The organism is Peristeroidobacter soli, from assembly GCF_004138485.1.
Classification (GTDB): Bacteria; Pseudomonadota; Gammaproteobacteria; order Steroidobacterales; family Steroidobacteraceae; genus Steroidobacter; species Steroidobacter soli.
In genome coordinates this window covers 1,935,881-1,961,423 of sequence record NZ_ML142848.1, presented here as the reverse complement: position 1 = coordinate 1,961,423, position 25,543 = coordinate 1,935,881, and the positions used below count along the sequence as shown (strand labels likewise).

General features: G+C 63.5%; 17 protein-coding genes. 4 read left to right on the top strand and 13 right to left on the bottom strand.

Annotated features, from left to right (window positions below; all coding sequences use genetic code 11):
• Nucleotides 1–20 precede the first annotated feature (20 nt).
• Nucleotides 21–1,340 (top strand): amidohydrolase, encoded by a 1,320-nt coding sequence (locus tag EKO19_RS08215; RefSeq protein WP_129775840.1) that lies wholly within the window; start codon nucleotides 21–23, stop codon nucleotides 1,338–1,340.
• Between the two features lie 141 nt (nucleotides 1,341–1,481).
• Nucleotides 1,482–5,294 carry a hybrid sensor histidine kinase/response regulator gene (locus EKO19_RS08210; protein WP_129775839.1) on the top strand — a complete coding sequence of 1,271 codons (3,813 nt, stop codon included), beginning with the start codon at nucleotides 1,482–1,484 and terminating at the stop codon, nucleotides 5,292–5,294.
• Here EKO19_RS08210 and EKO19_RS08205 read toward each other — a convergent pair whose 3' ends face one another.
• The 4 genes from EKO19_RS08205 to EKO19_RS08190 form a co-directional block, all read right to left on the bottom strand.
• The gene (locus EKO19_RS08205; RefSeq protein WP_129775838.1) at nucleotides 5,295–5,567 is read right to left on the bottom strand and encodes an oxidative damage protection protein; all 273 of its coding nucleotides are present in this window, start codon (nucleotides 5,565–5,567) and stop codon (nucleotides 5,295–5,297) included.
• Nucleotides 5,568–5,584: 17 nt separating this feature from the next.
• Nucleotides 5,585–6,787: an A/G-specific adenine glycosylase gene (mutY, locus tag EKO19_RS08200; protein ID WP_129775837.1), complete on the bottom strand. Its 1,203-nt coding sequence runs from the start codon at nucleotides 6,785–6,787 to the stop codon at nucleotides 5,585–5,587.
• Between the two features lie 37 nt (nucleotides 6,788–6,824).
• Nucleotides 6,825–7,421, bottom strand: a complete 597-nt coding sequence (locus EKO19_RS08195; RefSeq protein WP_129775836.1) for an SRPBCC family protein — start codon at nucleotides 7,419–7,421, stop codon at nucleotides 6,825–6,827.
• Nucleotides 7,422–7,486: 65 nt separating this feature from the next.
• Nucleotides 7,487–9,658, bottom strand: coding sequence for an AsmA family protein (locus tag EKO19_RS08190; protein WP_129775835.1), 2,172 nt, complete (start codon nucleotides 9,656–9,658; stop codon nucleotides 7,487–7,489).
• A gap of 278 nt (nucleotides 9,659–9,936) precedes the next feature.
• Here EKO19_RS08190 and EKO19_RS08185 point away from each other — a divergent pair, with 278 nt between their 5' ends.
• Nucleotides 9,937–13,608 (top strand): PAS domain-containing protein, encoded by a 3,672-nt coding sequence (locus tag EKO19_RS08185; RefSeq protein ID WP_175596986.1) that lies wholly within the window; start codon nucleotides 9,937–9,939, stop codon nucleotides 13,606–13,608.
• A 12-nt stretch (nucleotides 13,609–13,620) separates the two neighbouring features.
• Here the strand turns inward: EKO19_RS08185 and EKO19_RS08180 are convergent, their stop codons facing one another.
• The 9 genes from EKO19_RS08180 to EKO19_RS08140 form a co-directional block, all read right to left on the bottom strand.
• The gene (locus EKO19_RS08180) at nucleotides 13,621–14,577 is read right to left on the bottom strand and encodes a diguanylate cyclase (protein ID WP_129775833.1); all 957 of its coding nucleotides are present in this window, start codon (nucleotides 14,575–14,577) and stop codon (nucleotides 13,621–13,623) included.
• A gap of 181 nt (nucleotides 14,578–14,758) precedes the next feature.
• Nucleotides 14,759–15,655 (bottom strand): DUF4097 family beta strand repeat-containing protein, encoded by an 897-nt coding sequence (locus tag EKO19_RS08175; RefSeq protein ID WP_129775832.1) that lies wholly within the window; start codon nucleotides 15,653–15,655, stop codon nucleotides 14,759–14,761.
• Entirely contained in the window at nucleotides 15,652–16,263 is a 612-nt protein-coding gene (locus EKO19_RS08170) for a hypothetical protein (protein WP_129775831.1), read from the bottom strand. Before EKO19_RS08170 ends, EKO19_RS08175 begins: the two co-directional genes overlap by 4 nt.
• Nucleotides 16,256–16,795 (bottom strand): RNA polymerase sigma factor, encoded by a 540-nt coding sequence (locus EKO19_RS08165; RefSeq protein ID WP_281281044.1) that lies wholly within the window; start codon nucleotides 16,793–16,795, stop codon nucleotides 16,256–16,258. Before EKO19_RS08165 ends, EKO19_RS08170 begins: the two co-directional genes overlap by 8 nt.
• A gap of 282 nt (nucleotides 16,796–17,077) precedes the next feature.
• Complete coding sequence (locus EKO19_RS08160) at nucleotides 17,078–18,253, bottom strand: EAL domain-containing response regulator (protein ID WP_175596985.1); 1,176 nt, start codon at nucleotides 18,251–18,253, stop codon at nucleotides 17,078–17,080.
• Nucleotides 18,243–20,642, bottom strand: a complete 2,400-nt coding sequence (locus EKO19_RS08155) for a PAS domain-containing protein (RefSeq protein ID WP_129775828.1) — start codon at nucleotides 20,640–20,642, stop codon at nucleotides 18,243–18,245. Before EKO19_RS08155 ends, EKO19_RS08160 begins: the two co-directional genes overlap by 11 nt.
• Before the next feature lie 24 nt (nucleotides 20,643–20,666).
• The gene (locus EKO19_RS08150; protein ID WP_129775827.1) at nucleotides 20,667–21,389 is read right to left on the bottom strand and encodes a response regulator; all 723 of its coding nucleotides are present in this window, start codon (nucleotides 21,387–21,389) and stop codon (nucleotides 20,667–20,669) included.
• 25 nt (nucleotides 21,390–21,414) lie between these two features.
• Complete coding sequence (locus tag EKO19_RS08145; RefSeq protein ID WP_129775826.1) at nucleotides 21,415–22,905, bottom strand: PAS domain-containing sensor histidine kinase; 1,491 nt, start codon at nucleotides 22,903–22,905, stop codon at nucleotides 21,415–21,417.
• Nucleotides 22,906–23,201: 296 nt separating this feature from the next.
• Nucleotides 23,202–23,882, bottom strand: coding sequence for a response regulator (locus tag EKO19_RS08140; RefSeq protein ID WP_129775825.1), 681 nt, complete (start codon nucleotides 23,880–23,882; stop codon nucleotides 23,202–23,204).
• Between the two features lie 167 nt (nucleotides 23,883–24,049).
• On the opposite strand from EKO19_RS08140, the gene EKO19_RS08135 reads away from it, so the two are divergent.
• Nucleotides 24,050–25,513 (top strand): hybrid sensor histidine kinase/response regulator, encoded by a 1,464-nt coding sequence (locus EKO19_RS08135; RefSeq protein ID WP_175596984.1) that lies wholly within the window; start codon nucleotides 24,050–24,052, stop codon nucleotides 25,511–25,513.
• The last annotated feature ends 30 nt before the right edge of the window (nucleotides 25,514–25,543 follow it).

The window sequence follows — 25,543 nt, the reverse complement described above, 5'->3', positions numbered from 1 at the left end:
AAGATCAACTGGAGATCCGCATGCATCGTTCCGCTCGCACCAGAAAGCTTGCCGCCACGCTCACCGGAGGCGCGCTGGCGCTGGCGATACCGATGCTGGCGAGCGCCGACGGGTCACCCATCGATTCCGCGGCGAAGGCGGTTGAGCCTCAGGTGATCGAGTGGCGTCGTCAGCTGCACGCCAGTCCCGAGCTGAGCAATCGGGAGTTCAAGACCTCTGAGTTCATCGCCAAACGTTTGAAGGGCCTGGGCCTGGACGTGAAGACCGGCATCGGTCACACCGGCGTAGCCGCGCTGCTGAAGGGCGGCAAGCCCGGCCGCACCATCGCGCTTCGCGCCGACATGGATGCGCTGCCGGTCACCGAGCAGAACGATCTGCCGTTCAAGTCCAAGGTCACGACCGAATTCCGGGGCGAGAAGGTCGGTGTCATGCATGCCTGCGGTCACGACGGGCACGTAGCGATTCTGCTCGGCGTCGCGGAGGCGCTGGTCAAGATGAAGGCCTCGCTGCCCGGGCAGGTGCTGTTCGTGTTTCAGCCCGCCGAGGAAGGTCCGCCCGAGGGTGAGCGCGGTGGCGCGAAGCTCATGATGGAAGAAGGGCTGTTCAATATCGCCAAGCCGGACGCGATGATCGGCCTGCATCTGATGGCGTCGCTCAACACCGGCGTGATCGGCTACAAGCCGGGGCCGCTGATGGCGGGCTCGGACTATTTCACGATCACGGTGACCGGCGCGCAGACGCACGGCTCGCGGCCCTGGAATGGCATCGATCCGATCACGGTGTCGGGCCAGATCATCACCGGGCTGCAGACCATCGTGTCCCGTCAGATCGACATCACCCAGGTGCCGGCGGTGATCACCATCGGCGCCATCAAGGGCGGCATTCGTTTCAACATCATTCCCGACTCGGTGGAAATGGTCGGCACCATTCGCAATTTCGATCGCGGCATGCGCGACGACATCGTCAAGCGCATGCAGACCACCGCCACCAACATCGCCGCGGCGAGCGGCGCGAAGGCCGAAGTGAAAGTGCGCAACGAAGTCTCGCTGCCGCCGGTCGTCAACGACCTGGAGCTGACCAACCGCGCCGTGCCCCTGTTCGAACAACTGGTTGGCAAGGACAATGTGAAACAGATCAGCCTGCAGACCACGGCCGACGATTTCTCCTTCTTCGGCACGGAAGTCCCGTCGATCTACTTCTGGGTAGGCGTCACGCCGCGCGACAAGGACGCGGCCACGGTGCCGTTCAATCACTCGCCGTTGTTCTACATGGACGAGGCCGGATTGATCACCGGCGTCCGGGCGATGTTGACCCTGACGACCGATTTCCTGGCCAGGTAAGCCGCCGCGGAATGCGAGTCGCGTCACAAATCCACACGAAGCTGTGGATGATGGGTCATAACGCGACGTTGGTACTTGCCGCAATGCTCGCCACTGACTGTACTGCACCCTTCGGGAGGAAACGCATCGCTGGGAGTGGCGATGAAACAATCAAGAAATCTGCTCGCCGTCATCGCCGGACAGAGCTCGGTGGTCGCGATCCTGGTGCTGGTACTGATACTGGCCGTCGCGGGCGCACCGTTGCTGCAACAGAAGAAGGTGGTGGCGGAGAACATCAGTACCGAAGTCGCCATCACCAAGGCCTATGCGCTGAGCGAGGCGCTGTTGTCCCATGCTGCCCCGGGGCAATCGCTGGATACGTTCACGCAAGCGTTTACGGCCCGTCAGTTCGCGGGCGCGCTGAGCGACGAGCAGGCTGAGCCCAAGGACGAGATCGGCGCGCAGGCCGTCGCGACACTTCGAGCCAACTCCAAACAGCCGTTCGTCCATTTCGCCGAGCTGGCGGGCACGCCGCACCTGTTCTACGCCGTGCCGGACCGCGCCGGCGGCATCCTGCTGATCGACCTGTCGATGGAGCGCGAGCAGGCGACCATCTACCGCTTCTTCGGCCAGTCCTATCTCTCCGCCAGCACGCTGGGTTACATCCTGGTCGGGTTGCTGCTGCTCGGTGTGTTCGGTCTGCGCTACTACCTGCGTTCGTTGGCCGCGCTGCCCGAAGGCGAACGGCGCCAGCTCATCAGCCAGGGTCTCGACGGCACGACCGGCGATCGTCGCAATCTGTTGCCCTGGCTGTTCGGCATCTGCGCGCTGGTGTTCGCGGCCGATCTGGTCAACGTGCAGGATTCCATCATCGGCATCGGCTATGTGCTGGCCGTGATCCTGGCGCTGTCTTCGAACCGTCACTGGCACGTCAGCGTGATCGGCTTCGTCAGCGCGATGTGCCTGCTGATCTCACCGATCGTCTCGTCCTACCACGGTGGCTGGTGGGCCTATCTCGAGAGTCATGCGGTCGCCGTGTTCGCCATCTTCGTCACGGCGTTCTTCGGTGCCGCGAATATGCGCAAGACGCAGGCGGAGACCGAGGCGCTGGCCGAAGCGCTGCGCTCTCGTAACGAGACCGCCGACCTGCGGGCCGCCCTGGAGCGAGCCGAGGCCGCTGAAAGCAACAATCGCCGCATGGTCGAGCGCATGCGCATGGCCAACGAGTCCGCCGGTCTGTCGGTGTGGGAATGGAACATCGCCACCGATGTGCTGGTGATCGACGAAGGCGGCCCGATGATCGAGCGCTGCGGCGGCCTGCGCCAGCTCAAGGGCAGCGAATATTCCCTCAAGTTCGTGCACCCGGATGAGCAGGCGACCTGGCAGGAGATGTTCCGCCAGACCATTCGCAGCAACCGCAGCTTCCTGGCGCAGCGTTATCGGGTGATCGACGCGAATGGCACGGTTCGTCACATCCAGACCCACGCCAGTATTCTTCGCGACAATCGCGGCTACGCCATCAGCGTGCTCGGCATCGACTGGGACGTCACCAAGGAAGCGCAGGCCAACGACGAAATTTCTCGTCAGGCGACCGAGATCAAGGAAGCGCAGGAACGCTTCCAGCGCGCCGTGTCCGGTACGCAGGACGCGCTGTTCGAGTTCAATCTGCAGACTGGCGAGATCTGGCACTCTCCGCAGTTCCGGAAGATGCTGGGTTACGACGGCACCGAGCGCAACGACGAGGGTCGCCCCGAAGCGTTCGTGCACCCGGATGACGGCGCCATCGTCGGCAAGGCGATGAGCGATCATCTCCAGCATCGCGTGCCGTACGACATCGAATATCGTCTGCGCAAGAAAGACGGCGATTGGTTGTGGGTGCGCTCACGCGCCTCCGCCGAACGTGATGACGACGACCGTCCGCTGTGGCTCGCCGGTTCGATTCATGACATCTCGCACGAGCGCGCCGCGCGCGTTGCGATGGAGCGCGCCGCCGAGGAAGCCGAAGAGGCCAGCCGCGCGAAGAGCTCGTTCCTCGCCACGATGAGCCATGAGATTCGCACACCGATGAACGGCATCATCGGCATGACGGGCCTGCTGCTCGACACCGGACTGGATCGCGTGCAGCGTGACTACGCCGAAACGATTCGCGCCAGCGCCGATTCGCTGCTGACCATTCTCAACGATATCCTGGACTTCTCGAAGATCGAGGCCGGCAAGCTCGACATCGAGAACCTCGAGCTCGACCTGAGCTCCAACGTCGATGACGTCGGCTCCATCATGGCGTTCCAGGCCGCGGCCAAGAGCCTCGAGCTGGTGGTCAATGTCCGGCCCGAAGTGCCGCCGCGCGTGCTCGGCGATCCCCAGCGCATCCGTCAATGTCTGCTCAACCTGGTCGGCAACGCTATCAAGTTCACGCAGACCGGCGAAGTGGTGCTGGAAGTCTGCTTGCTCGGCCGCCAGAACGGTCGCGCGCTGCTGCACTTCGAAGTGCGCGATACCGGCATCGGCATTCCGCGCGAGTCGCTGGACAAGTTGTTCCAGCCGTTCATTCAGGCGGACTCCTCGACCACGCGTCGTTTCGGCGGCACGGGGCTCGGTCTGTCGATCGTTCGCAAGCTGGTCGAAATGATGGGCGGCCAGACCGGCGCGCAGAGCGAAGTCGGCAAGGGCTCGACCTTCTGGTTCACGCTGCCGGTCGAAGAGCCGGCGGGCGTGAGCGACCACGAGCCGGAACGGGCGCCGGTTCAGCAGGGGCGTCGCATTCTGCTGGTGGACGACAACGACACCAATCGTCGCGTGCTGTCGAGCCAGATGGTTCATGCCGGCTACGAAGTCATCACGGCCTCGCATGCTCACGAGGCATTGAACATCCTGCGTTCGGGTCGCGGCGCGTTCGACGCGGTCGTGCTCGATTATCAGATGCCCGACATGGACGGCTCCATGCTCGGCGAATCGATCATGAAGGCGCGCGACATTCCGCCGACCCGCCTGATGCTGCTCACGTCGCTGGATCGTTCCGGCGACATGCAACGCTTTGCCGACATCGGCTTCTCGGCGTATCTGACCAAGCCGGTGCGCACTCGCGAGCTGCTGGATTGCTTGAAACGCGCGCTGTCCCGCGAGGCCGAGCACTGGCACATGCACAGCCAGCCCATCATCACTCGCGGCACGCTGGTGGCGAACGAAGTGAAGCGCATCTACTCGGGCCGCGTGCTGCTGGTCGAGGACAACGCCATCAACCAACGCGTCGCGCGTCGCTTCCTGGAACGCCTGGGCTGCGAAGTGCACGTCGTGGGCGACGGCAAGCAGGCGGTCGATGCGTTCGAGCACAACAAGTACGGCTTCATTCTCATGGACATGCAGATGCCCGTGATGGACGGTCTGGAGGCCACGCAGCGGATCCGTCAGATCGAAGGCGAAGGACGCCGCACCCCGATCGTGGCGCTGACCGCCAACGCGATGATGGGCACGCTGGAGCGCTGTCTCGAAGCCGGCATGGACGACTATCTCACCAAGCCGCTCGACATCTCGCGTCTGCAGGACGTGCTGGATCGATTCATGAGCGCCAACTCCTCGGACCTGGAGCCGACGGTGATCGCGTCAATGAATCGCAATCTCGACGACTCGCTCAAGGCACGGCTGCTGGAAATCGCGGGCGATGACGAGGAATTCGCCGCCGAGCTGGTCAGCGCCTTCATCATGAGCGGCGAAGAAGCGATTCTGGAGCTACGCGCCGCCGCGCATCGCCAGGATCTGGACCAGCTGGCTCGCGCGGCTCACAAGCTCAAGGGCGCCGCGAACAACATGCACGTGGACCGACTCGGCTTGCTCACGGCGGACGTGGAAACGCGTGCCCGGGGCGGCGGTCGCAACGACTGGAGCGAAGAGCTGAAGATGATCTCGGCGGAATTCGAGCGCATCTCGGAGCACCTCAGGACGCTGCTCGACAAGCAATGGCAGCGCAAGGCGGGGTGATCACTCGCCTTCGGGCTTGAACTCCTTGGGTTTGTCCGAGCCGCCGCCGAAAAAGAACTTTTCCATTTCCTCGACCAGGAATTTGCGGGCCTTGGGCTCGATGGGCGTGAGGCGGTATTCGTTGAGCAGCATGGTCTGGTGCTTGAGCCAGCGCTGCCACGCTTCCTTGGAAACATTGTTGTAGATGCGCTGCCCCAGCTCGCCGGGATACGGCGCGTAGTCGAGCCCTTCGGCTTCGACGCCCAGCACTACACAGTTCACCATTCTGGCCATAGCGACTCCCGGATCAGTTATTCGACTCGTTCTGCCAGACCGCGAATCAAATCGACGGCCGGCTTGGCCAGGCCGATCTTCGCGGGCTGTTTCACGTCGTACCAGCAATAACGCTCGGCATCGGCGACTGCCGGCTGCTCGCGCGCATCTCGCACGAGCAACGGCTGCAGGTTGAGATCGAAGTGAGTAAATGAATGTGAGTAGGGCGGCAGGGCAAGCGTTGCCAGCGAGGAATCGCCGGTGTGCCGCTCCATCCACGTGACCGCATCGACGCGGTCGTCGAACTGAGGAAACGTCCACAGCCCGCCCCAGATGCCCACGGGCGGACGGCGCTCCAACAACACTGCGCCATCGGCTCGTTGAAGAATCGCCGCGTAAGCCGTGCGCTCAGGGCGCTCTTTGCGCGGCTTCGGCGTCGGCAAGACGGCCTGCATCCCCTCGCGCCGCGCGACGCAGAACTCATGCATGGGACAAACGACGCACAACGGTCGCGAGCGAACGCAAACCGTGGCGCCCAGATCCATGATGGCTTGGGTGTAGTGAGCCACGCGTTGCGCCGGAGTGCAGGCATCGGCGATGGACCACAACTCGCGTTCGATCGCCGTTTCGCCAGGAAAGCCTTCGATACCGAAACAGCGCGTCAGCACTCGTTTGACGTTGCCGTCGAGGATGGGATGTCGCTGCGATTTCGAGATCGCGAGAATGGCACCGGCGGTCGAGCGGCCAATCCCCGGCAAGGCTTGCACGGCGTCGAGGGTTTCCGGGAATTCACCGCCATGTTCGGCAACGATGGTCCGGGCGGCCTTGAGCAAATTGCGCGCGCGGGCGTAGTAGCCCAGGCCAGTCCACAGATGCAGCACTTCATCGTCGGCGGCAGCCGCCAGCGCCCGCACGTCGGGGAAGCGCTGCATGAAGCGCTCGTAATAGGGAATGACGGTGGTGACCTGCGTCTGTTGCAACATGATCTCGGAGATCCAGACGCGATACGGCGTGATCTGTTGCTGCCACGGCAGATGCTTGCGGCCGTGAACATCGAACCAGGCCAGCAGCGCACTGGCGAATTTTTCGCCACTCGGGCCTGCAGCGAGCGCACGCGGACACTCGCCTTTTTTATTTTTTTTGTCCCGGTTTTCCCGCCCCTCCGCCGGCTCTCCCGTCTCGGACGGTGGCGAGAGAGTCAACTGCTTGGCGAGAGTGGCGGGCTTGGCGGCGGCTGGCATGCCGCCATGATGCCACGGCGGCGCGCCGCTGCGTCGATCAGGGGCCAGGAGGCGAAGTGGGCTCCGGCTGCCTGGCCTTCTGCTCGACGTTCATGAAAAGGTCCCGGGTCTCGGTCTCCAGCTTGCGCAACAGGATGCGCCGCCCACCCACCGGCGGCACCCAGAAATCGGGAACGACGTTGGTCTCGTATTTCACGCGAGTGGCGCCGTGCTGACCGGGGCTCAGCTCGCTGCGGGTCTCACTGAACTTCACGTCGCTGCGCTCGGGATCGGCGACCGCCAGCAATGTGTTCTTCGATTCCTGCACGCGTTCGACGCGAGTGACGTTGCGGCAGAACGGGCCGAAACAAACCTCGACGGTGGTTTCCAGCGTGACCACGCCCGGTTCGGGGCGGTCCAGCACCTTGGAGCTGAGGATGCGGCGGTTGAGCGATGGATAGTCGTCGTAGTCCCGCAGCACTTCGTCGACGCGTTCGATGGGCGCGTCCAGCGTGACGATCAGCTCGTAGCGAAAGTGCTTGTCGACGTAACGGGCCTCACTGTGCTCGATGTTGAAGGCGCCGGCCAGCGGAGCAGTCAACAGCGCCGTCGCCGCCAGCAGCGTTCGTAACCCATCTGACTTCAGTGCTGGCATCGAAGCGACCCGGGGAAATGTGCGCGACCGTCACAGCATAAGTCGCCCACCGTGGCACTTTAGTTTCAACGCTTGAACAAATCCTTCAGCTTGTCCTTCAACTTCTCCTCGACCTTGCCCTTTTCCTTGTCGACGCGCTGCTTGAGCTCGTTCTTCAGGTAACCCTCCAGATCGGGGCGCACTTTCGGATCGGTCAGCGAGCCGGTGATCTTCACCGGAATCTCGGCGTCGACCATGTCCTGCATCTGCGCGGTGTCGGCGCCTTCGCGCGGAATCTTCAACACCGCGGCGATCAACTTATAGTCGAGCGTGCTCGCCGGAATATCGACCGTGCCCTGCCCCGTGACTTTCAGATATTGCATGGCCACGTTCAAGTCGTTATTGGAGAGCACGCCGTTCTTCATCGCGCCGCTGCCGGTCAGCGCGGTAAACGCGGTACGCGCCGGCCCGGTGCGTTCTGGAATGGCCTGCTGTTTCAACACGGCGCGAGCACGACGAATCTCATACCAGAGATCCGTGCCTTCGAGCGCGCCGTCGGCCACTTTGAAATCGACCGTGCCCTCCAGCGTCTTCATGATGTCGTCGGTGTTCTTGCCCGAGCCGGTCAGCTTGAGGTTGGCCGCGCCCTTGCCGGCGACCCGATCGGTCTCGAAGAAATCCTTGAACAACGGCGCGAAGTCGACGCCACTGATGTGCTCGTCCAGGGAAATGCGCGCTACATCGCTGGTCGCATCGATGCCGATATCGCCGCTGTAGTTGCCGCCGTACATGGACGCTTGCGACGGATTGAATCGCACCTTGCCGTCACGCGCATTCACGCCGAGCTTGAGCTTGGTGAATTTGATGCCGGCGAAGATCGCCTCGCCGACCTGCAACTGACCGCGTGCATTCAGATTGCGCAATGTTTCCACTGGAATCGGCGTCGGCGGCTCCTTGGTCGCGGTTTTGGCGGGCTGCTCCACGGGCGGCGGCAGGTAGCGATCGGCGTTGATGCGATCGACGTTGAGATCGAAACGCAGCGCCTTGGAATCGAAGTCCGCGACGCCGAGCATGCCCTTGGCAATCGTGTCGTCGAGCTGCAGCACGATGTCGCCCACTTCCGCGCTCGACTTGGTCATCGACACCGTGCCGGAGAAGCTCAGCTTCTCGAACACTTTCGGATCGGTGGTGGCGGGCAACGACACGCCGAGCTTCGGCGCCCAGGTCCGCAATGAAACCTGATCGAGCTTGAGTGGACCGCTCATGGCCGGCGCATCGAGAATTTCCTTGCCGGTGAGCGAACCCGACAGATGAGCGCCGGCGAGATCGAGCGCGAGGCCGCTGAGCTCCAGGGTCTGCGCGGCCAGATTCGCGTTGAAATCTTTCGCTTGCAGAACCACCGGCACCCCCGCGGCGGGGAAGCCCTCGCCCTTCCAGGTGGTGGTCACGCTCAAGGCTTCGAGACGATACAGTTCCCTGGCGACATCGGCGCTGAGCGAGTCGGCGACGATCTTTACCGGGATGCCTTCCTTCGGATAACCCTGGCCGGTGATCGTGACATCGATCTCCGGCTTCGCCAGTCGATGCGCGTTGGCTTCGAGATCCGCCGTGACCTGGGTGGCGAGCTTCACCCTGGCCGACAGCGACGGCTCCTGGTCGAGCACGAAGTCGGTGTTCAGATCGAACGGTTCGCCCGAGGCGAGCCGGCCGGTCTTCAGATTGAAGTCGCGCACCACCCGGCGCGTTTTCTCCTGACGGTTCTCGAGGGTGACCGCGGCGTCCTCGATCTCGAGGCCCGCGATGGTCGGTACCTCCATCGGCTTCTCGTTGGCAGGCGCGGGCGTGGTTGCTTCCTTCCGCTCGCCGAGGTCGGCCCAATTGTTACGACCCTGTTCATCGGTGATGAGCCGGATGCGCGCCCCCGCCAGACGGACATCGCCGACTTCGATCTTGCCGCTCAGCAACGGCAGCAGGCGCACGCCCACCCGGGCTTCCTGAATGGCAATGAAAGGCTCATCGCCGAAGCCCGGCGCGTCGCCCAGGCTGGCCGGGCCGGCCTTGAGCGCCAGCCAGGGGAAGATCGACAGATGCAGGTCGCCGCTCAGGGTCAGCTGCCGGCCGGTCTTGCTCTCGACCGCGCGCTCGATGTCGGCGCGGTAGTCGTTCGGGTCGACGAACAGCACCACCGCCAGCAGCAGCACGACGATGAGCGCCACGATGCCGCCGACAACGATTCCCGCGATCTTCAATGCCCGCATGTCCGTTCCTCTCTTACACGCAGTGTGAGCAAAGTCACACGCTACGGGATTCTAACAGCCGGGATGCGGCACTAGTTCGGCCAGAGTCGCGCCTCTGGCCGAACGCGTCGCAAGGGCCTTGGCCACTTTCGACCAGAGAACTACGTCACAGTGGCTCGCCCTGGCCTTCTCGGCACTATTAAGGCCATCCCTGAATATCCGATGGGGGAGGCAGGCTTCCTTGTTCCCTGCCGATACAGATGGTGTTGTGCCGCCCCGGCAGTCTGACTTCGGATCGAATGCTTCAGCTCGACGTTACGCACCTGGCCAGCATCGTGCTCGGCGCCTCCATGGGCGCGGGGGCACTCTGGGCCTATTGGCGCGTGCGGGGCGCGGCACGGCCGGCGGATGGCCCGGAAGAAGGCACGCTGCGCGCCGAGCTCAAGCTCGCCACCGATATCGCGGGCATCGGCGTCTGGCGCCTGGACCTGGCCACGCGCCGGGTGGTCTGCGATCCAACCCTGCAACGCATGCTGGGCATCGAGGCGACGCTCGAGGACGGGCTGCTGCCCGTGCATCCCGACGATCGTGAACGCACCCGTCAGGATATCAACGCGCAGGTCGAAGGCTCCAACCACGGCGGCTCGGTACGCAGCCGGGTGGTGCACCCGGACGGCAGGATTCGTCACATCGAGACTCATTTCCGGAAGCTACCGTACAGCAGTCCGGCCCACCCGCGGGGTGAGTTGATCGGCGTCACGCGCGATATCACCGACGAAGTGGAGCACGCAGCGAATCAGCAGAAGCTCGCGGTCCGCCTCAACATGGCCACCGAAGCCGCCGGCATCAGCTGCTGGGAGATGAACACCAGGGATCGGCGTTTCGGCTGGATCGAGAATCCGCTGCGCGAGATCTTCAGCGGCCAGCCCGACCCCGATCTCGACCATTATCTCGAGCGCATGCATCCGGACGATCGCGACATGATCGTGGCGCTGGTGCGAGATGCGCGAGCCACCGGCAAGGATCGCCTCTCGTATCGTTACCGGATTCGCGGCGTCAACGGCAAGCAAGTGACCGTACAGGCGCATGCGCGAGTCCTGCACGTCGACCCCACCAATGTGCGACTGCTGGGTGTGTCTTGGGATATCACCAAGGAAATCGAAGCCGCCAACCGCCTGCAACAGCAAGCGCAGATATTGCGCGAGGTCGAGAAACGACTGGAACGCGCGTCGCTGTCCAGCTCCGAGGGTCACTGGGAAAAGGATCTGGTACAGGGACGCATGTGGTTCTCGTCGAGCTATCACGCGTTGCTGGGTTACAAAGATGGCGAGCTGTCGGCAGACTCCGAACAAATCGAAGCGCTGGTTCATCCGGAAGACATCGGTCGGGGACGCCAGTCGTTGCTCGAACACGTCGAACAAGGTGCGGCGTTCGACGTCGCTCTGCGCCTGCGGATGAAGAGCGGAGAATATCGCTGGTTCCGTCATCGCGGCATGGCCGAACGCGACGACCAGGGGCGCGCGGTTTCGATTGCCGGCTCCATTCAGGACGCGCACGAACAGAAGCTCGCCGAAGACGCACTTCGACACACTCAGGAACGTCTGGAACGCGCCATCAACGGGACCCAGGACGGTCTGTGGGAAATGGATGCGGATGGCTCGTCCTGGCATTCGCCGCGCGTCGCCGAACTGCTGGGCTTCGAATATACGGAGCTGCCTGCCAACGCGAACTTCCTCAAACAATGTCTGCACGCCGACGACGCCGACGCCGTGGCCAATGCGACGCGCCTGCATTTCCAGCAGCGCCTGCCCTACGACGTCGAGATTCGTCTGCGCACCCGGTGGAACGAATATCGCTGGTATCGCGCACGCGCCACCGCCGAGCGCGATGCGCAGGGCCGGCCGCTGCGATTGTCAGGCTCGCTGCAAGACGTGACCGAAGCGCGCTCGGCACGTGAAGCGTTGTTACGAGCCACCGAAGCCGCCGAAAGCGCCAACCGCGCCAAGAGCGAATTTCTCGCGAACGTCAGTCATGAAATTCGCACGCCGATGAACGGCATCATCGGCATGACCGGTCTGCTGCTGGAAAGCCCGCTGCACCGGACTCAGCGCGACTACGCGGAAACCATCCGCTCCAGCGCCGACTCGTTGTTGATCGTGATCAACGACATCCTGGATTTCTCCAAGATCGAGGCCGGCAAGCTCGACATCGAAGCGCTGGAACTGGATCTGCGCAATGTCGTGGAAGAAGCCGCGGTGATGCTGGCATTTCAGGCCGCCGCGAAGAATCTGGAGCTGGTCGTGCACATTCATCCGGACGTGCCGGATCGGGTGGTCGGCGATCCGCAGCGCATCCGTCAATGTTTGATCAACCTCATCAGCAACGCCATCAAGTTCACGCGCGAAGGCGAAATCGTCATCGAGGTCAGCTGTGTGGATCTGGGCGGCGATGAGCTCGGCACGCGCTTCGAAGTGCGTGACACCGGCATCGGTATCGCGGCCGGTACGTTGCAGAACCTGTTCCAGCCGTTCGTGCAAGCGGACTCCTCGACCACGCGTCACTTCGGCGGCACGGGGCTCGGCTTGTCGATCGTGCGCCGCCTGGTGCAGATGATGGGCGGCGATGTCGGCGCGCAGAGCGAGCTCAATCGGGGCTCCTGTTTCTGGTTCACGTTGCCGCTGCCCGCCGCGGAGTTTTCATCGGCGCCGGCGCCGGTGCGCCTGCTGGTGCCGACGCGCATCGGTCGACGCATTCTGGTCGTCGACGACAACGAAACGAATCGTCGCGTGGTGGCCGGTCAGCTCATGCATGCGGGCTTCGAGGTCAGTCTCGCGGCCGGCGGCATCGAGGCGATGAGTTTGTTACATACGGCGGCGGTCGACGGCCAGCCGTTCGAAGTCGTGCTCGCCGATCACCGCATGCACGATATGGACGGAGCGACGCTGGGCGAACGCATCAACGCCGACGCGCAATTGTCACAAGCGCGCCTGGTGATGCTCACCTCGATGGACGGGCATGGCGATATCCACCGCTTCGCGGCGCTGGGCTTCGCGGCGTATCTCACCAAGCCGCTCCGCGCGCGCGAGCTGCTCGAATGCCTGGATCGCGTGCTCGCGCACGATTCCAAGACCTGGCACATGAAGAGCCAACCCATCGTCACTCGTAACACGCTGGCCGCGCACATCGCCGAGTCCTATCGCGGCACCGTGCTGCTGGTGGAAGACAACGCGGTCAATCAAAAGGTCGCGGTCCGATTCCTCGAGCGCATGGGCTGCACGGTGCGCGTGGCGGACAACGGTGTCGAAGCCGTGCGCGCCTGCGAAGAGACCACGTTCGATCTGATTCTGATGGATCTGCAGATGCCGGTGATGGATGGCATCACCGCGACATTGCGCATCCGTGAGCGCGAGACGGGCGACGGCCGTCCGAACGCGCCCATCGTCGCGTTGACCGCAAACGCCATGGCCAGTCAGCTGGAGCGCTGCATGGCAGCCGGCATGGACGCGTTCCTCACCAAACCTCTGGAAATCCCCCGCTTGCACGAGATCCTGACCAAGTTCGGCCTGCGTATCACGGCCGAGGAGACGTCGGCCGCCCCAGTCGACGCCAATGCCAACGTTCCGGTGCACCTGGCCCGGCTCAACGAGCTGACCGATGGCGATCCGGAATTCACCCGTGAGCTGGTGGCGACCTTCATCGCCAGCGGCGAGCAGGCGCTCGATGAGCTGCGCGCCTCGCTGGCCGCGCTGGATCGGCCCGGCCTGAGCCGGATCGCGCACAAGTTGAAAGGCGCCAGTGCCAACATCTACGCCGAGCCGTTGCGCGAGCTGTCGCACACGCTGGAGGCTCAGGCCTCGAGCGTCGATCAGCAGCGATTGAGCGAGCTGGTGGCACAGCTGGCCCTGGAACTGGGCCGCGCGAAGGAATTCTTGATGGAGTACGCGCCCGAGCCGGTGGCCAAGGCGGGCTGAAGGACCGGCCGATCAGTCCTGGCTTTCGGTGGTGATGCGATTCCGGCCGGCGGCCTTGCTGGCGTACACCCCCGCGTCGCATCGAGCCATCAGACTGTCGAGTGTCGCACCCTGCGGCACCTTATCCTGCCAGCCGGATACGCCGAAGCTGGCGGACACCGTGAACTCCTGGTCGGCCAGCTTGAACGGCTGCTCGGCGATGTGTTTGCGCAGATGCTCGGCCGCCGTGGAGGCGTTGCCGACATTCGTTTCCGGCAACACGATCACGAATTCCTCGCCACCGTAGCGGGCGATCCAGTCGCTGGTGCGCACGCCGCTCTTGAGCGCGTTGGCGAACCACTTCAACACTTCGTCGCCGGTCAGGTGACCGTGCGTATCGTTGATCCGCTTGAAGAAGTCGACGTCGCACATGATGGCTGCGAGCTGGCGGCCATAACGGGCCGCGCGATCGATCTCCCGCGGCAGTTGTTCCATCAGGAAACGACGATTGTGGACGCCCGTCAGCGGGTCGGTAATCGACAACCGGCGGTTTTCTTCGTTGGCCGCGCGCAGCGAGCGCTCCAGCGTAACGATGCGCCGGCCGGTATTCAGCCGGGCGATCAGCTCCGGCTCGACCACGGGCTTGATCAGGTAATCGTCGGCGCCGGACTGCAATCCCGCGACCAGGTGCTCGATGGCATCGCGCGAAGTGAGCAGAATGATGTAGGTGTAGCCGCGCTCCTTGGCGCGCACCGCCCGGCACAGGGCCACGCCGTCCATTTCCGGCATTTCCCAGTCCGTGATCATCATCGGGAAGTCGCCCTGTTCCAGCTTGGCGAGCGCCTCGCGGCCGTTGGCCGCCATCTCGACTTCGTATCCGCCGCGCTTCAGCAGGCGCGCCACGATCAGACGCTGCGTCGGCTCGTCATCGACGAGCAGAATCCGCCAGGCCGGTTGCGCGGGTGAATTGTCGGATGGGGTTGCGGGCATCGCCGCGGATCGTACCCGGTGCAGGCTTCTGTCGCAAAGCGGTGCCGTGGCACTTAGTCACATTTGCGGCCACCCCTCAGCAATTGAGCCTGAGGGCGCAACCGACGTTATATGCAAACCGACCGCCCTTGCTGTTGCCGAATCATCGCGAACCTTGCGAAAGACGTCACACTTTGTTGCCTCAGCGCTTACAGATCATCACGCCGCCGTTCAACGTCTTGACCCGCACGCGCCCCTTGCCTTGGCCTTCCGTGAAGCGCAGCTCGTTCCCTGGGCCGTATTCGCGGCTGCGGCTGGGCTTGGGCCCGAAGCAGTTGTCGATGTCGCCATTGAACGTTTCAATATCGAATTCGGTGTCGATGGCGCCGCGCAAGGTGAAGTGCAGATCGCCGTTAATGGCCTCGGCATCGACGCGGGCGTCCTCGCCCAGCGCGGTGGTCAGATTCAGATCGCCGTTGGTGGTCTTGATCCGGCCGCGGTCGAGGCGATCGAGCGTGACGATCATGTCGCCGGACACCGTATTCAGATCCAGCTCCGGGCCGCCCTTGGTGATTTCCATGTCGCCGCTGATCGAGGTGGCGCGGACCAGGCCCTTGCCGTCGCCCTGGGCGCGGATGTCGCCGCTGACGGTTTTCAATTCCAGATCGCCGGGACCGAACTCGGTCTCGATGCCGCCGCTGACCGCCTGCAGGCGCTGCATGCCCCGCACGCCCTTGACGATCTGGTCGGCGCTCACCGTATTGATGATCAGGCCGCTGCCCTGAGGCACTTTGATGCGCAGGTCGCTGGAGCCCGACGAACCGCTCATCCGCGGCAGCACGACTTTGATCAATGTGCGCGAACCGTCGGTGCGGAAATCCAGCTTCTCGACGCTGCCGCCGAGATCGGCGTCGACCTTCACTTCGGGCCGATCCCAGCCGCTGACTTCGACGATGCCGGCGACATTGACGATCTCCACCTCGCCGCGTGCATCGGCCGGCAGGGTCTTGGAGAATTCCTCGGCGCCGGCGTTGGATGCCGCCGCCGCCAGCATCAGGGCCAAGGCAGCTCGCAGCGCTGCCGACATGGGGGCGGTCATAGATCAGTCCTCACGGGATGGGAAGCCGGCATTTCGCTAACGTCGGCGAGCAGCTGCAGCTCGCGCTGATAAGTGGACATCAACAGATCCTGCAGCAGCGGATCGGAGGGGTTCTCGGCCAGCGTCGCGGAAATTTCGTTGGCCGCGTGACGCAGGTCGGCGAGATTGCGTTCCAGCTTGGCGCGCGTCGACGGCGGCAGCGTCTTCATGCGCTCCGCGAAGCGCTGATCCAGCTCCGAGCGGGCCTTCAGATAATCGGCGCCCAACGCCTCGGTGCCGAAGCTCGCCGGCATCGCATTCAACGGCGCGGTGGCCGTCGGCACCGGTGCCTGCTGTTGGGCCCGAGCGATTTGCACGGCGGCGTCTTTCTCCACCGAATTACGGGTGATGACAAACGTAGTGAAGGACGTGGCAAGCACGAGAAGTACCCCCGCGGCGATCTGAAACCAGCGCGTGGAGGAGAAGTGCACGACCGGCGCGGTGTCGGTGACGACCGGCGTCTTGCCGATCTCGGCCTGGATGCCTTGCCACAGATCGCGTTCCGGCTGCACGTCCTTGGGCAGCGACGCGAGCATCTGGCTCAACGGATCGTTGTCTTGGTTACTCATCGTCCGCCTCCGCCGCCAGACCCATGCGCTCGCGTAACAACTTGCGTCCGCGATGCAGTTGAGCCTTGCAGGTACCGACTGCGATGCCGAGCATGTCGGCGCATTCTTCGTGGCTGTAACCGTACACAGCCTGCAATACCACCACGTGACGCGCACCTTCCGGCAGGGTCCTGAGCGCGCGCTCCAGATCCATCACTTCGCCGGCGTCGTGTTCTTTGTCGCTGTCGCCCGGCGAGGCGATGGCATCCTCGATGGCATCTTCATTGGATTCGGAGCGCGTGCCGTGATTCCGGCCGTGGCTCAGCACCTCGTTGACCGCGATCCGGTGCAACCAGGTGCCGAAAGCACTGCGGCCCTCGAAGGCCTGCAGGCTCCGCCACGCTCTGATGAATGTCTGTTGCACGCAATCCTCCGCCACGTCCCGCCGCCGCGTCATCCGCAGGCACAGGCCCATTACCTTGCCGCTATGGGTGCGATACAGGCGCTCGAACGCGCGCATATCGCCACCCCGGGCAGCCGTAACCAGGCTCACGTCGGAGAGCAGAGGGTCCGCAACTGGGACCGAGTCGTTGGCGCCAGCGCCGTATTGCAAGTTCCGCCCTCTACTTCCTTCGCGTGTTACGTCCGCCTTTGTGGAGTTCGATGCGGCGCGGCCCGAGAAGGTTTAACTCAAGGGATGTCGGCCAATTGCTTGGCACTGCGCGCACGCCGCTGACGGCTTTCAAGCCGGGCGCGCTGTGCCGGATCGTCTCCGATCGCGAGCTAAGAGGTTAACAGCAATGGGGTTTTTGTCGGGCATGCGCCGGCCGCAGGCCTATTTTTGCTTGCTGTTCCATTCGCGGACGGCGATTTCCAGGGCGGTGCCGGCCATCGGGCGGCCGATGAAGTAGCCCTGGGCGCGGTCGCAGCCGACGCCGTCGAGGAAGTCCAGGACCTCCTGGGATTCGACACCCTCGGCGCAGGCAGTCAGCCGCAGCTTGTGGGCCAACAGCACCATCGTTTCGACCATGGTCCGGGCATCTTCGTGCGCGAACACATCGCGGACAAAAGAGGTGTCGATCTTCAGCTCGCTGAACGGCATCAGATACAGCTGTTTCAGCGACGAGTAACCGGTGCCGAAGTCGTCGATCGACAGGCCGAAGTTCTTCACGCGCATGCGGGTGAGCACGTCCATGGTCGTGCCCGGATCGAACATGGCCGCGCTTTCGGTCACTTCGAAAATGATCCGGCGGGCGTCGGCGCCCACCTGGGCCGCCATGCGGGCGACTTGATCGGGGAACGCCAGGTCGTTCAATAACTGCGGCGACAGATTGATCGCCACCGACAACTGCAGACCGACGGCATCCCAGGCGCGGCATTGAGACAGCGCCGTCTCCAGCACCTGCTCGGTGAGCCGGCGGATCAAGCCGTTCTTCTCCGCCAGCGGAATGAAACGCACCGGCGAGACGAAGCCCAGCGACGGATGATTCCAGCGCGCCAGCGCCTCGACGCCTTCGACGATCCAGCGATTGGGCGCGAGCCGCGTCGCCTTGGGCTGGTAGTGAACGATGATCTCGCGCTTGTCGAGCGCGGCGGTCAGGGCCGCGGCGCTGATCGGCGTGTCGCTGCTCAAACATTGGCGCAACGTCGCTTCGAGATCCGCCAGCAGAATCGGCTTCTGAAGCGCGCCCAGCATCTGCAGGCCGTGGGCCTTGCCGATCTGTTGAGCGGTTTGCAGTACGCGCTGATCCATGCCGCTCGCGACCAGGATCTGCGCCTTGCTGCCTCGTTCGCCGAGATAACGCAGCAGCTCGATGCCATCGGCCCCGGGCATCTGCAAATCGAGCACCACCACCGAGGGCTGGAATTCCTGCACAGCGCGCCGGAACGCTTCCGGGTCGGTCACCCCCTTGGATTCGAAACCGAGACCGGCCGCGGCCTCCGAAATGAATTCGCAGAGGTCGGGCTGATCGTCGATGACCAGCAATTTATTGGTTTGATCAGGCGACACGGGCCTCCCTATCGAGGACATGGCGGATACGCATAGCCAGATCTTCGTTGCGATAGGGTTTATGGATTACATCCGACGACGTGAGCCCCGCAGTCCCCGCGAGCACGGCGTTGTCGGCATAGCCGGTAGTAAAGAGCACATCGATGTCAGGACGCAATTCCCGCGCGCGTTTGGCCAGCGCCGGCCCGAGCATCCCGCCCGGCATCATCACATCGGTGAACAACAGATCGATTCGTTCCGGTCCCGAAAGAATGCGCACGGCCGCCGCGCCATTGGCCGCCGCCAGCGCGCGATAACCGAGCTGAGTCAGTGCGGTCACGACGGTATCGCGCAGGTCGGCGTCGTCCTCGACCACCAGAATGGTCTCGGTGCCGCCGGGAGCCACGCGGGTGACGATCGTATCCTCGCGATCCGATTGTTCCTCTTGCGAACGGGGCAGGAAGATGCTGACGGTGGTACCGACGCCGGTAGTGCTTTCGATAGTGGCGATACCGCCCGCCTGCTCGGCGAAGCTGTGGACCATCGCCAGCCCCAGGCCGCTGCCCTTGCCCGATTCCTTGGTGGTGAAGAACGGCTCGAACACGCGTTTGAGCACGTCCGCTTCCATGCCCACGCCGTTGTCGTTGACGCTGATGGCAACGAACTCACCCGGCTCGATGGACGGATAGTCGCTGCAGAACTTGGCATCCAGCGTGACGTTCTGAGTGCGCACCGTGAGCCGGCCGCCCTGAGGCATGGCGTCGCGCGCGTTGATGGCGAGATTCAAGATCGCGTTCTCGAACTGGCCCGGGTCGGCGCTGGTGTGCCACAGATCATGCGCCTGGATCATACGCACTTCGATGGATTCGCCAATGGTTCGCTGGACCAGCTCGCTCAAGCCCGACAGTTGACGATTCAAGTCCAGCACCGCCGGCTCGAGAATCTGCCGGCGCGCGAACGCGAGCAAACGACGCGTCAGGTCGGCACCGCGCGCGGCGGCACGCATGGCGGTGTGAACCTTTCTCGCCAGGGTCGGCGTCTCGGCGACGCTGCGATCGAGCAACTGCAGGTTGCCGATGACGACGCCGAGCAGATTGTTGAAGTCGTGCGCGATGCCGCCGGTCAGCTGACCGATGGCTTCCATCTTCTGCGCCTGCAGGAGTCGCGCTTCGAGGCGCTTCTGCTCGGTCAGGTCGTAGATGATGGAGAAGAAGCCGAGCACATCGCCGTTCGGCCCGATCTGCGGCACGAAATGATTCTGCCACTCGCGATGACGGCCGTTGCGCACGCCGGTCTGCGTGACGTGCACGAGCTCGCCGCCCATGACGGTCTTGATGAACGGCTCGATTTCGGCGAACTGCTCATCGCCGACGCTCTCGCGCAGCGGCCGGCCCAGCACGGCATCCGCCGGCTGTGCGATCCATTCCTCGAGCGCGCGGTTCGCATACGTCACGATCATGCCCGCGTTGACGTAGGTCACCGGCGTCGGCACGGCATTCAAGGTGAGCTCGTAGAAGTCTCGCGTTTCGCGCAGCTTGCGCTCCGCGCTGACCAGGTCGGTGACGTCCTGGATCGTGCCATGCAGGCGCACGGTGTTACCGCCGCGACGCTCGGCCTTGATGATGCTTCTGACCCAGAGGTGACGACCGCGCGCGCTGGTCATTCGCAACAGCAGATCCGAAGGCAAACCGGCATCGAGCGCCATGCGCTCGGCGGCCTGCAGCTTCACTCGATCTTCAGGATGAAAGAACGCGCGATGCGCCTCGGGATCGATCAGATGCCCGACCGGAAGATCGTGGATGGCGTACAGCGCCTCGGTCCAATGCAATTGTTTGCTGGTGACGTCGTATTCCCAACCGCCGACCTTGGCGGTGGCCTGCATGTCCTTCAGCAGGTTGTCGAGCCGCACGCGCTCGCCGATGTCACGAAACACCAGCACGGTGCCGACCGACGCGCCTTCTTCGGTCACCGGCAGGATTTTGTATTCGACCGGACGGAACGTGCCGTTCTTCCGACGCAGCAGCGCGCCGACGCCACGCATGATGTCGGTCGTGTAACGGACGCGACGGACCGGATCGGTGCGCGAATCGCCGTCCTCCTGAGTATTGATCAGCACACGATAGTCGAGGCCGGCCAGTTCCTCGGGCTCATAGCCGAGCATCTTGGCCGCCGCCGGGTTGGCGTAACGGACATGACCGACATTGTCGAGTTCGAGCACGCCTTCGCCCGAGCCTTCGACAATGGACTGGTTGCGTCGGTTGGCAGCAGTGAGTTGCGCGTGCCGACGACGCAGATGACTACGGAGCTTGCCCAGCATCGCGAGGGAAAAGAACGCCGGCACCAGGCCGAGGGCAACGCCCACGGCCAGGCTGACGAGATTCCCGCCGAGCAGTCCTTGCAATGAGTTCATTATTGCGCGATCGCGCGCGAGCTATTAAGGCTTCGCGCCCGGCTCCCTCCCGGCATACCAATTGACCGCGTATTGCATCAGTTGAGCGGAAGTGCGCAACGACAGCTTGCGCTTGATACGTTGACGATGCGATTCCACGGTCTTCACGCTGAGATTCAAGGCTTCCGCGGTCTGTCGGGTCGACAGTCCCTTACCGATCATGTGCAGGACCTGCAGCTCACGATTGGTCAGGCTGTCGACCGGGTTCGAGGAGATGTACGCCCCGCCGGAGGCGAACTTCTCGATCATGCTGTTGCCGACGGCTTCGCTCACGTAGATGCCGCCATCGAGCACGCGCCGGAGCGCGATCAGGAATTGATCCGAAGCAGCCTGTTTCATGATGTAACCATTCGCGCCCGCCGACAGCATGCGCTCGGCGTAGATCGCCTCGTCATGCATCGACAGCACCAGCAACGGCAACGCCGGATAGTGAGCGCGCGCGTCCTTCACCAGCTCCAGGCCATCGCCCTGCTTGAGCGACACGTCGACGATCACGGCATCCGGCTCCTGCTCGCGAATCATCGACTTTGCTTCGCGGGCCGTCTCGGCCTCACCGCACACTTCCAGATCCGCTTCCGCTTCGATCAACCGCCGCAATCCCTGACGGACGATGGGATGGTCGTCGACGATCAGCACGCGGCGCTTCTGGTCCTTGGACACACCCGCGGGCTTGTGTGCCGGTTTGAACAGAGAAGGCCCAACGCTCATTTCATGACTCCTAGATAAACCTTGTTCAGCTGGCGCGCTTACGGGGACGGCGCGCCTTCGCGGCATCGGCCGCGGGCTCGAGCGGACATTCGCAAACGATGCGGGTGCCTGGCCGTCTGCCCTCGTCGGTTGTCGAGGAACCCTCCGGTGCGCCACGCTCGAAACGAACTTCGCCGCCCAGGATCCGCGCGCGATAACGCATGATTTTCAGGCCCATGCCCGGTGCGTCCACCGCGTCGGACGGCATGCCGATGCCGTCGTCGGTTACCGTCAGCCGAACCTTAGCGCGGGCCCCATGCAAATGCAGTCGTATAGACCGCGCCTGCCCGTGGCGGACCGCGTTCCGAACCGCTTCCTGCGCAATCCGATACAGATGATTGGCCAATTCGGTACTCAGCGGGCGAATCGTCTTCACACGATGAGTACAAGTGACGTCGACCCCATAAAGCTCCTGAGCATGCATTGCCAGCCCTTCGAGCGCATCCGACAGACCGCCTCGCTCCAGATTGACCGGCGACAGGCCGCGCGCCAGCGCGCGCGTGCTCTCGATGGAGCTGTTCACCAGTCGGGTAATGCCTTCGATCTCCGGCAGAATCGTCGGATATTCCGTGGTCAGACGACCGGCCAGACCACGCAACATCAGCGCGATGCCCGTCAACTCCTGACCGAGACCATCGTGCAAATCGTTACCGATGCGATATTGCTCGCGGCTGACCGCTTGCAGGATGGCGCGCTCCAGCTGTTTGCGCTCGCTGACATCCTGAAGCACCAGCAGGCTGTGATTGCGGCCGGCGACTTCGAAACGCGACAGCACGCCGAGCGCGGCGAAATGCGTGTCGTCGGCGCGCCGTCCGTCGAACTCGACCTGCGTGGAGCGGCCCTGTTTCGTTGACAGCGGTTGCCAACGCTCCGGCTGCTCGTACGGCCAGCCCGCGAGCTGCGCCATGTTCCGCCCGATGAGCTCGCCGCGACGGTAGCCGAACAACATATCGAAGGCGGGATTGGTGATCTCGATGACACCCTGCTCGTTGATCACCGCGACGCCTTCGAGCATCGACTCGATCATGCGGGCCTGGGTGGCGATGGCGCGTTCCGCCCGGATCTGTTCGGTGGTCTCGCTGGTCACGACCGCGAGCGCGACGATTTTCTGCTCATCGCGGATCGGGCTGACACGGACGTCGAAGTGCCGGGACTGACCGTCGTTGCCTTCAATCTCGGCGACGTAGCCGTCGACCTGACCGTTGGCGAGCACTCGATGCATCGTCGACAGGGCGCGCGCATGCAGGCTCTGCGGGAACAGGTCGGTCACCAGCGCCCCTTCGAGCTGCCCGGCCGAGCGCTCGCCCAGACCGCGATTGGCCATGATGATGCGCAGACCGCGATCGACCACGAAAACGAATTCGGCGACCGCGCCGACCAACTGCCGCAACGTGTCCGTTTGCAGCGTCGTGCGCAGCCCGGCCTCGGCGGGCGAGGCGCCGCCGAGCGGAAGGTCGAATGTTTTCGCAGTCTTCAAAGCCGTGCTGTTCCCTGCAGGGGGCGACAGAAAAGGGAAGGCAGCGGGCAAGCTGCCCCAACGCGAATCGTGGGCAGCATGGTGTTGTAGTGGCGTTGTAGGGGGTATCAGCCACTCCCCTAATGTCGCACGCGGTGTGAGCGTCTTTACCCGGAGTGTGGCGCGCGTCTCGCTTGGGTGTATAACTCCAAGCGCGGCAACTACTTATATGTTGTCTCGGGCGCGAATCAGGCGGCCGGGAACACCGGGAGCGTGACAGTTGTCACACTCCCACAAGGCTCGTTAGTAGCTTTTACTCAGTGGGTTCCACTAGGGGGCGCGCCGCCCTTATCCGACACCCATTGCGTGGCGTAACGGATAAGCTCGCTGGTCGAGCGCAGGTTCAGCTTCTCGCGCATGTGACGACGATGCGCGTCGACCGTCTTCATCGACAGGTCGAGCCGTTGCGAGATTTCGCGAGTGCTGATGCCTTCACCGATCAGGCGAAACACTTCCAGCTCACGATCGGTGAGTGCCGACACCGGATCTTCGTCGGCCGCGGGAGAACGGCCGCGTGCCACCTGGCTGAGCAGACGCTCACCCATGGCCGAACTGACATGACGTTGGCCACGTGCCACTTTGCGCAGGGCGCCGAGAAAATCGGTGCCTGCGACGTTCTTCATTACATAACCACTGACCCCGAGGCGAAGCAGGCGCTCGGCGTACAGCGCTTCATCCTGCATCGACAGCACCAGGACTCGAACATTGGGATGATCACTGCGAATCCAGCGCACCAGCTCGATACCGTCGTCGGGACCCAGCGCCAGATCGACGACCGCGACATCCGGCTCCTCGCCGGAGATGGCGGTTTGCGCGGCCTGAACCGACGCGGCTTCTCCCTGCAGGACGAATTCGCTCTGCCCTGCAAGCAATTGCTTCAAACCCTCGCGGACGAATGGATGGTCATCGACGATCAGGATCCTTGTTGGATCGGCCATGGTCTTTCCTCGAATGGAGCGCCGTCGCGGCGTCCTCTCCTGTTACTAGCCTTACCGGTTATCTTGCGGGGGCACAAGGAGGGAGCAATCCCCATTTTCCACAGTGCCCTCAGGGTGATACGGTCACACCCGGCGCGCCCGTGCAGCCATTGGGCACCACCACCGTTATGAAAAAGGATTCTACAGAACCGCTGCATTTCGTCCTGCTCGAGGACGATCCGAACGATGCCGAGCTGATTCAATTGCAGCTGGCGAGGAACGATCTGAACATCACCTGGCGACATGTGATGTCGGAGAGCGATTTTCGCGCGGCGCTGGCCGGCACGCCTCCGGATCTGGTGCTGGCGGACTACACATTGCCCGGCTTCGATGGTCTCACGGCATTGCGCATCGTGCTGGAGCGCTCGGCCGACATTCCTTTTATTTTCGTCTCCGGCTCGCTCGGCGAGGAGCGCGCGATCGAAGCGCTCAAGAGCGGCGCCACCGACTACGTGTTGAAGGACCGGCTGCAACGACTGCCCATGGTGGTCAATCGCGCGCTCTCCGAAGCGCGCGATCGTCGCGAGCGACGTCAAGCCGAGGCCGCGCTCGAAGAACAGCGCATCCTGCTCAGCACGCTCATCGACAGCCTGCCCGAAATCATTTACGCGGTGGACACCGAGAATCGTTTGGCCGTCGTCAATCGCGCGTTGCTGGAAACACTGGGCAAGAAGCGCGAGGACGTGATCGGTCGGCGTCTGTCGGAGTTGTGGACCGAAGAGAATGTGGTCGACATCGAAGGCCAGGCGGCCACCACCATGCGCACCGGCCGTCCGCTCACCGATCAGGAGCGCGCGTGGATCGGCCTCGATGGCTCGGTCCGCTGGTTCACCATCACGCACGTGCCGTTGCGGGATCATGGCAATGTGTCCGGCCTGGTCTGCACCGTGCAGGAAGTGACTCAGCGCAAGGAGCTCGAACAGGAGATCCTGGAAATCTCCAATCGTGAGCAGCGCCGTCTCGGCAGCGATCTGCACGACGGCCTGGGCCAGGAGCTCACCGGTCTGTCGCTGCTGATGAAAGGCCTCGAGATGCAGATGGCGCGAGAGTCGCCGCAATACTCGCCGCAGGTCATGAAGATCACCGATCTGCTGGCACGCGCGATTCAAAGCACACGCTCGCTGGCTCGCGGTCTGGCGCCGGTGAATCTGGAACGCGGCGGTTTGCCCGAGGCGTTGAAGCATCTGGTCGCTCGCTGCACCGACATGTACAGCATGGAGTGCACGTTCACCATGGGCGGTCAGAAACTGCCCGATCTCGAAGAGGGGGCCGCGACCCATCTGTATCGAATCGCGCAGGAAGCATCGACGAACGCAGCCCGCTATGCGCGTGCCACGTCGATCAACATCGATCTGCGCTCGACGGGTCGCAAGTTGCAGCTGTCCATCGCCGACGACGGCATCGGCTTGAGCGCCGGTCTCGCGCAAGGCCGTCCCGGCATGGGACTGAAGATCATGGAGTACCGCGCACGCATGCTCGGCGGCTCGATCAGTTTCGATGAGCCAGGCGCGGGTACGAGGATTACGCTGACGGCGCCGTTACATCTGCTGCGTCAATCGAAAGACAAAAAACGTCTCGCAGCCAGCGGCTGATCTTTCGATCGCGCCGGCCGCGAGGTCTTG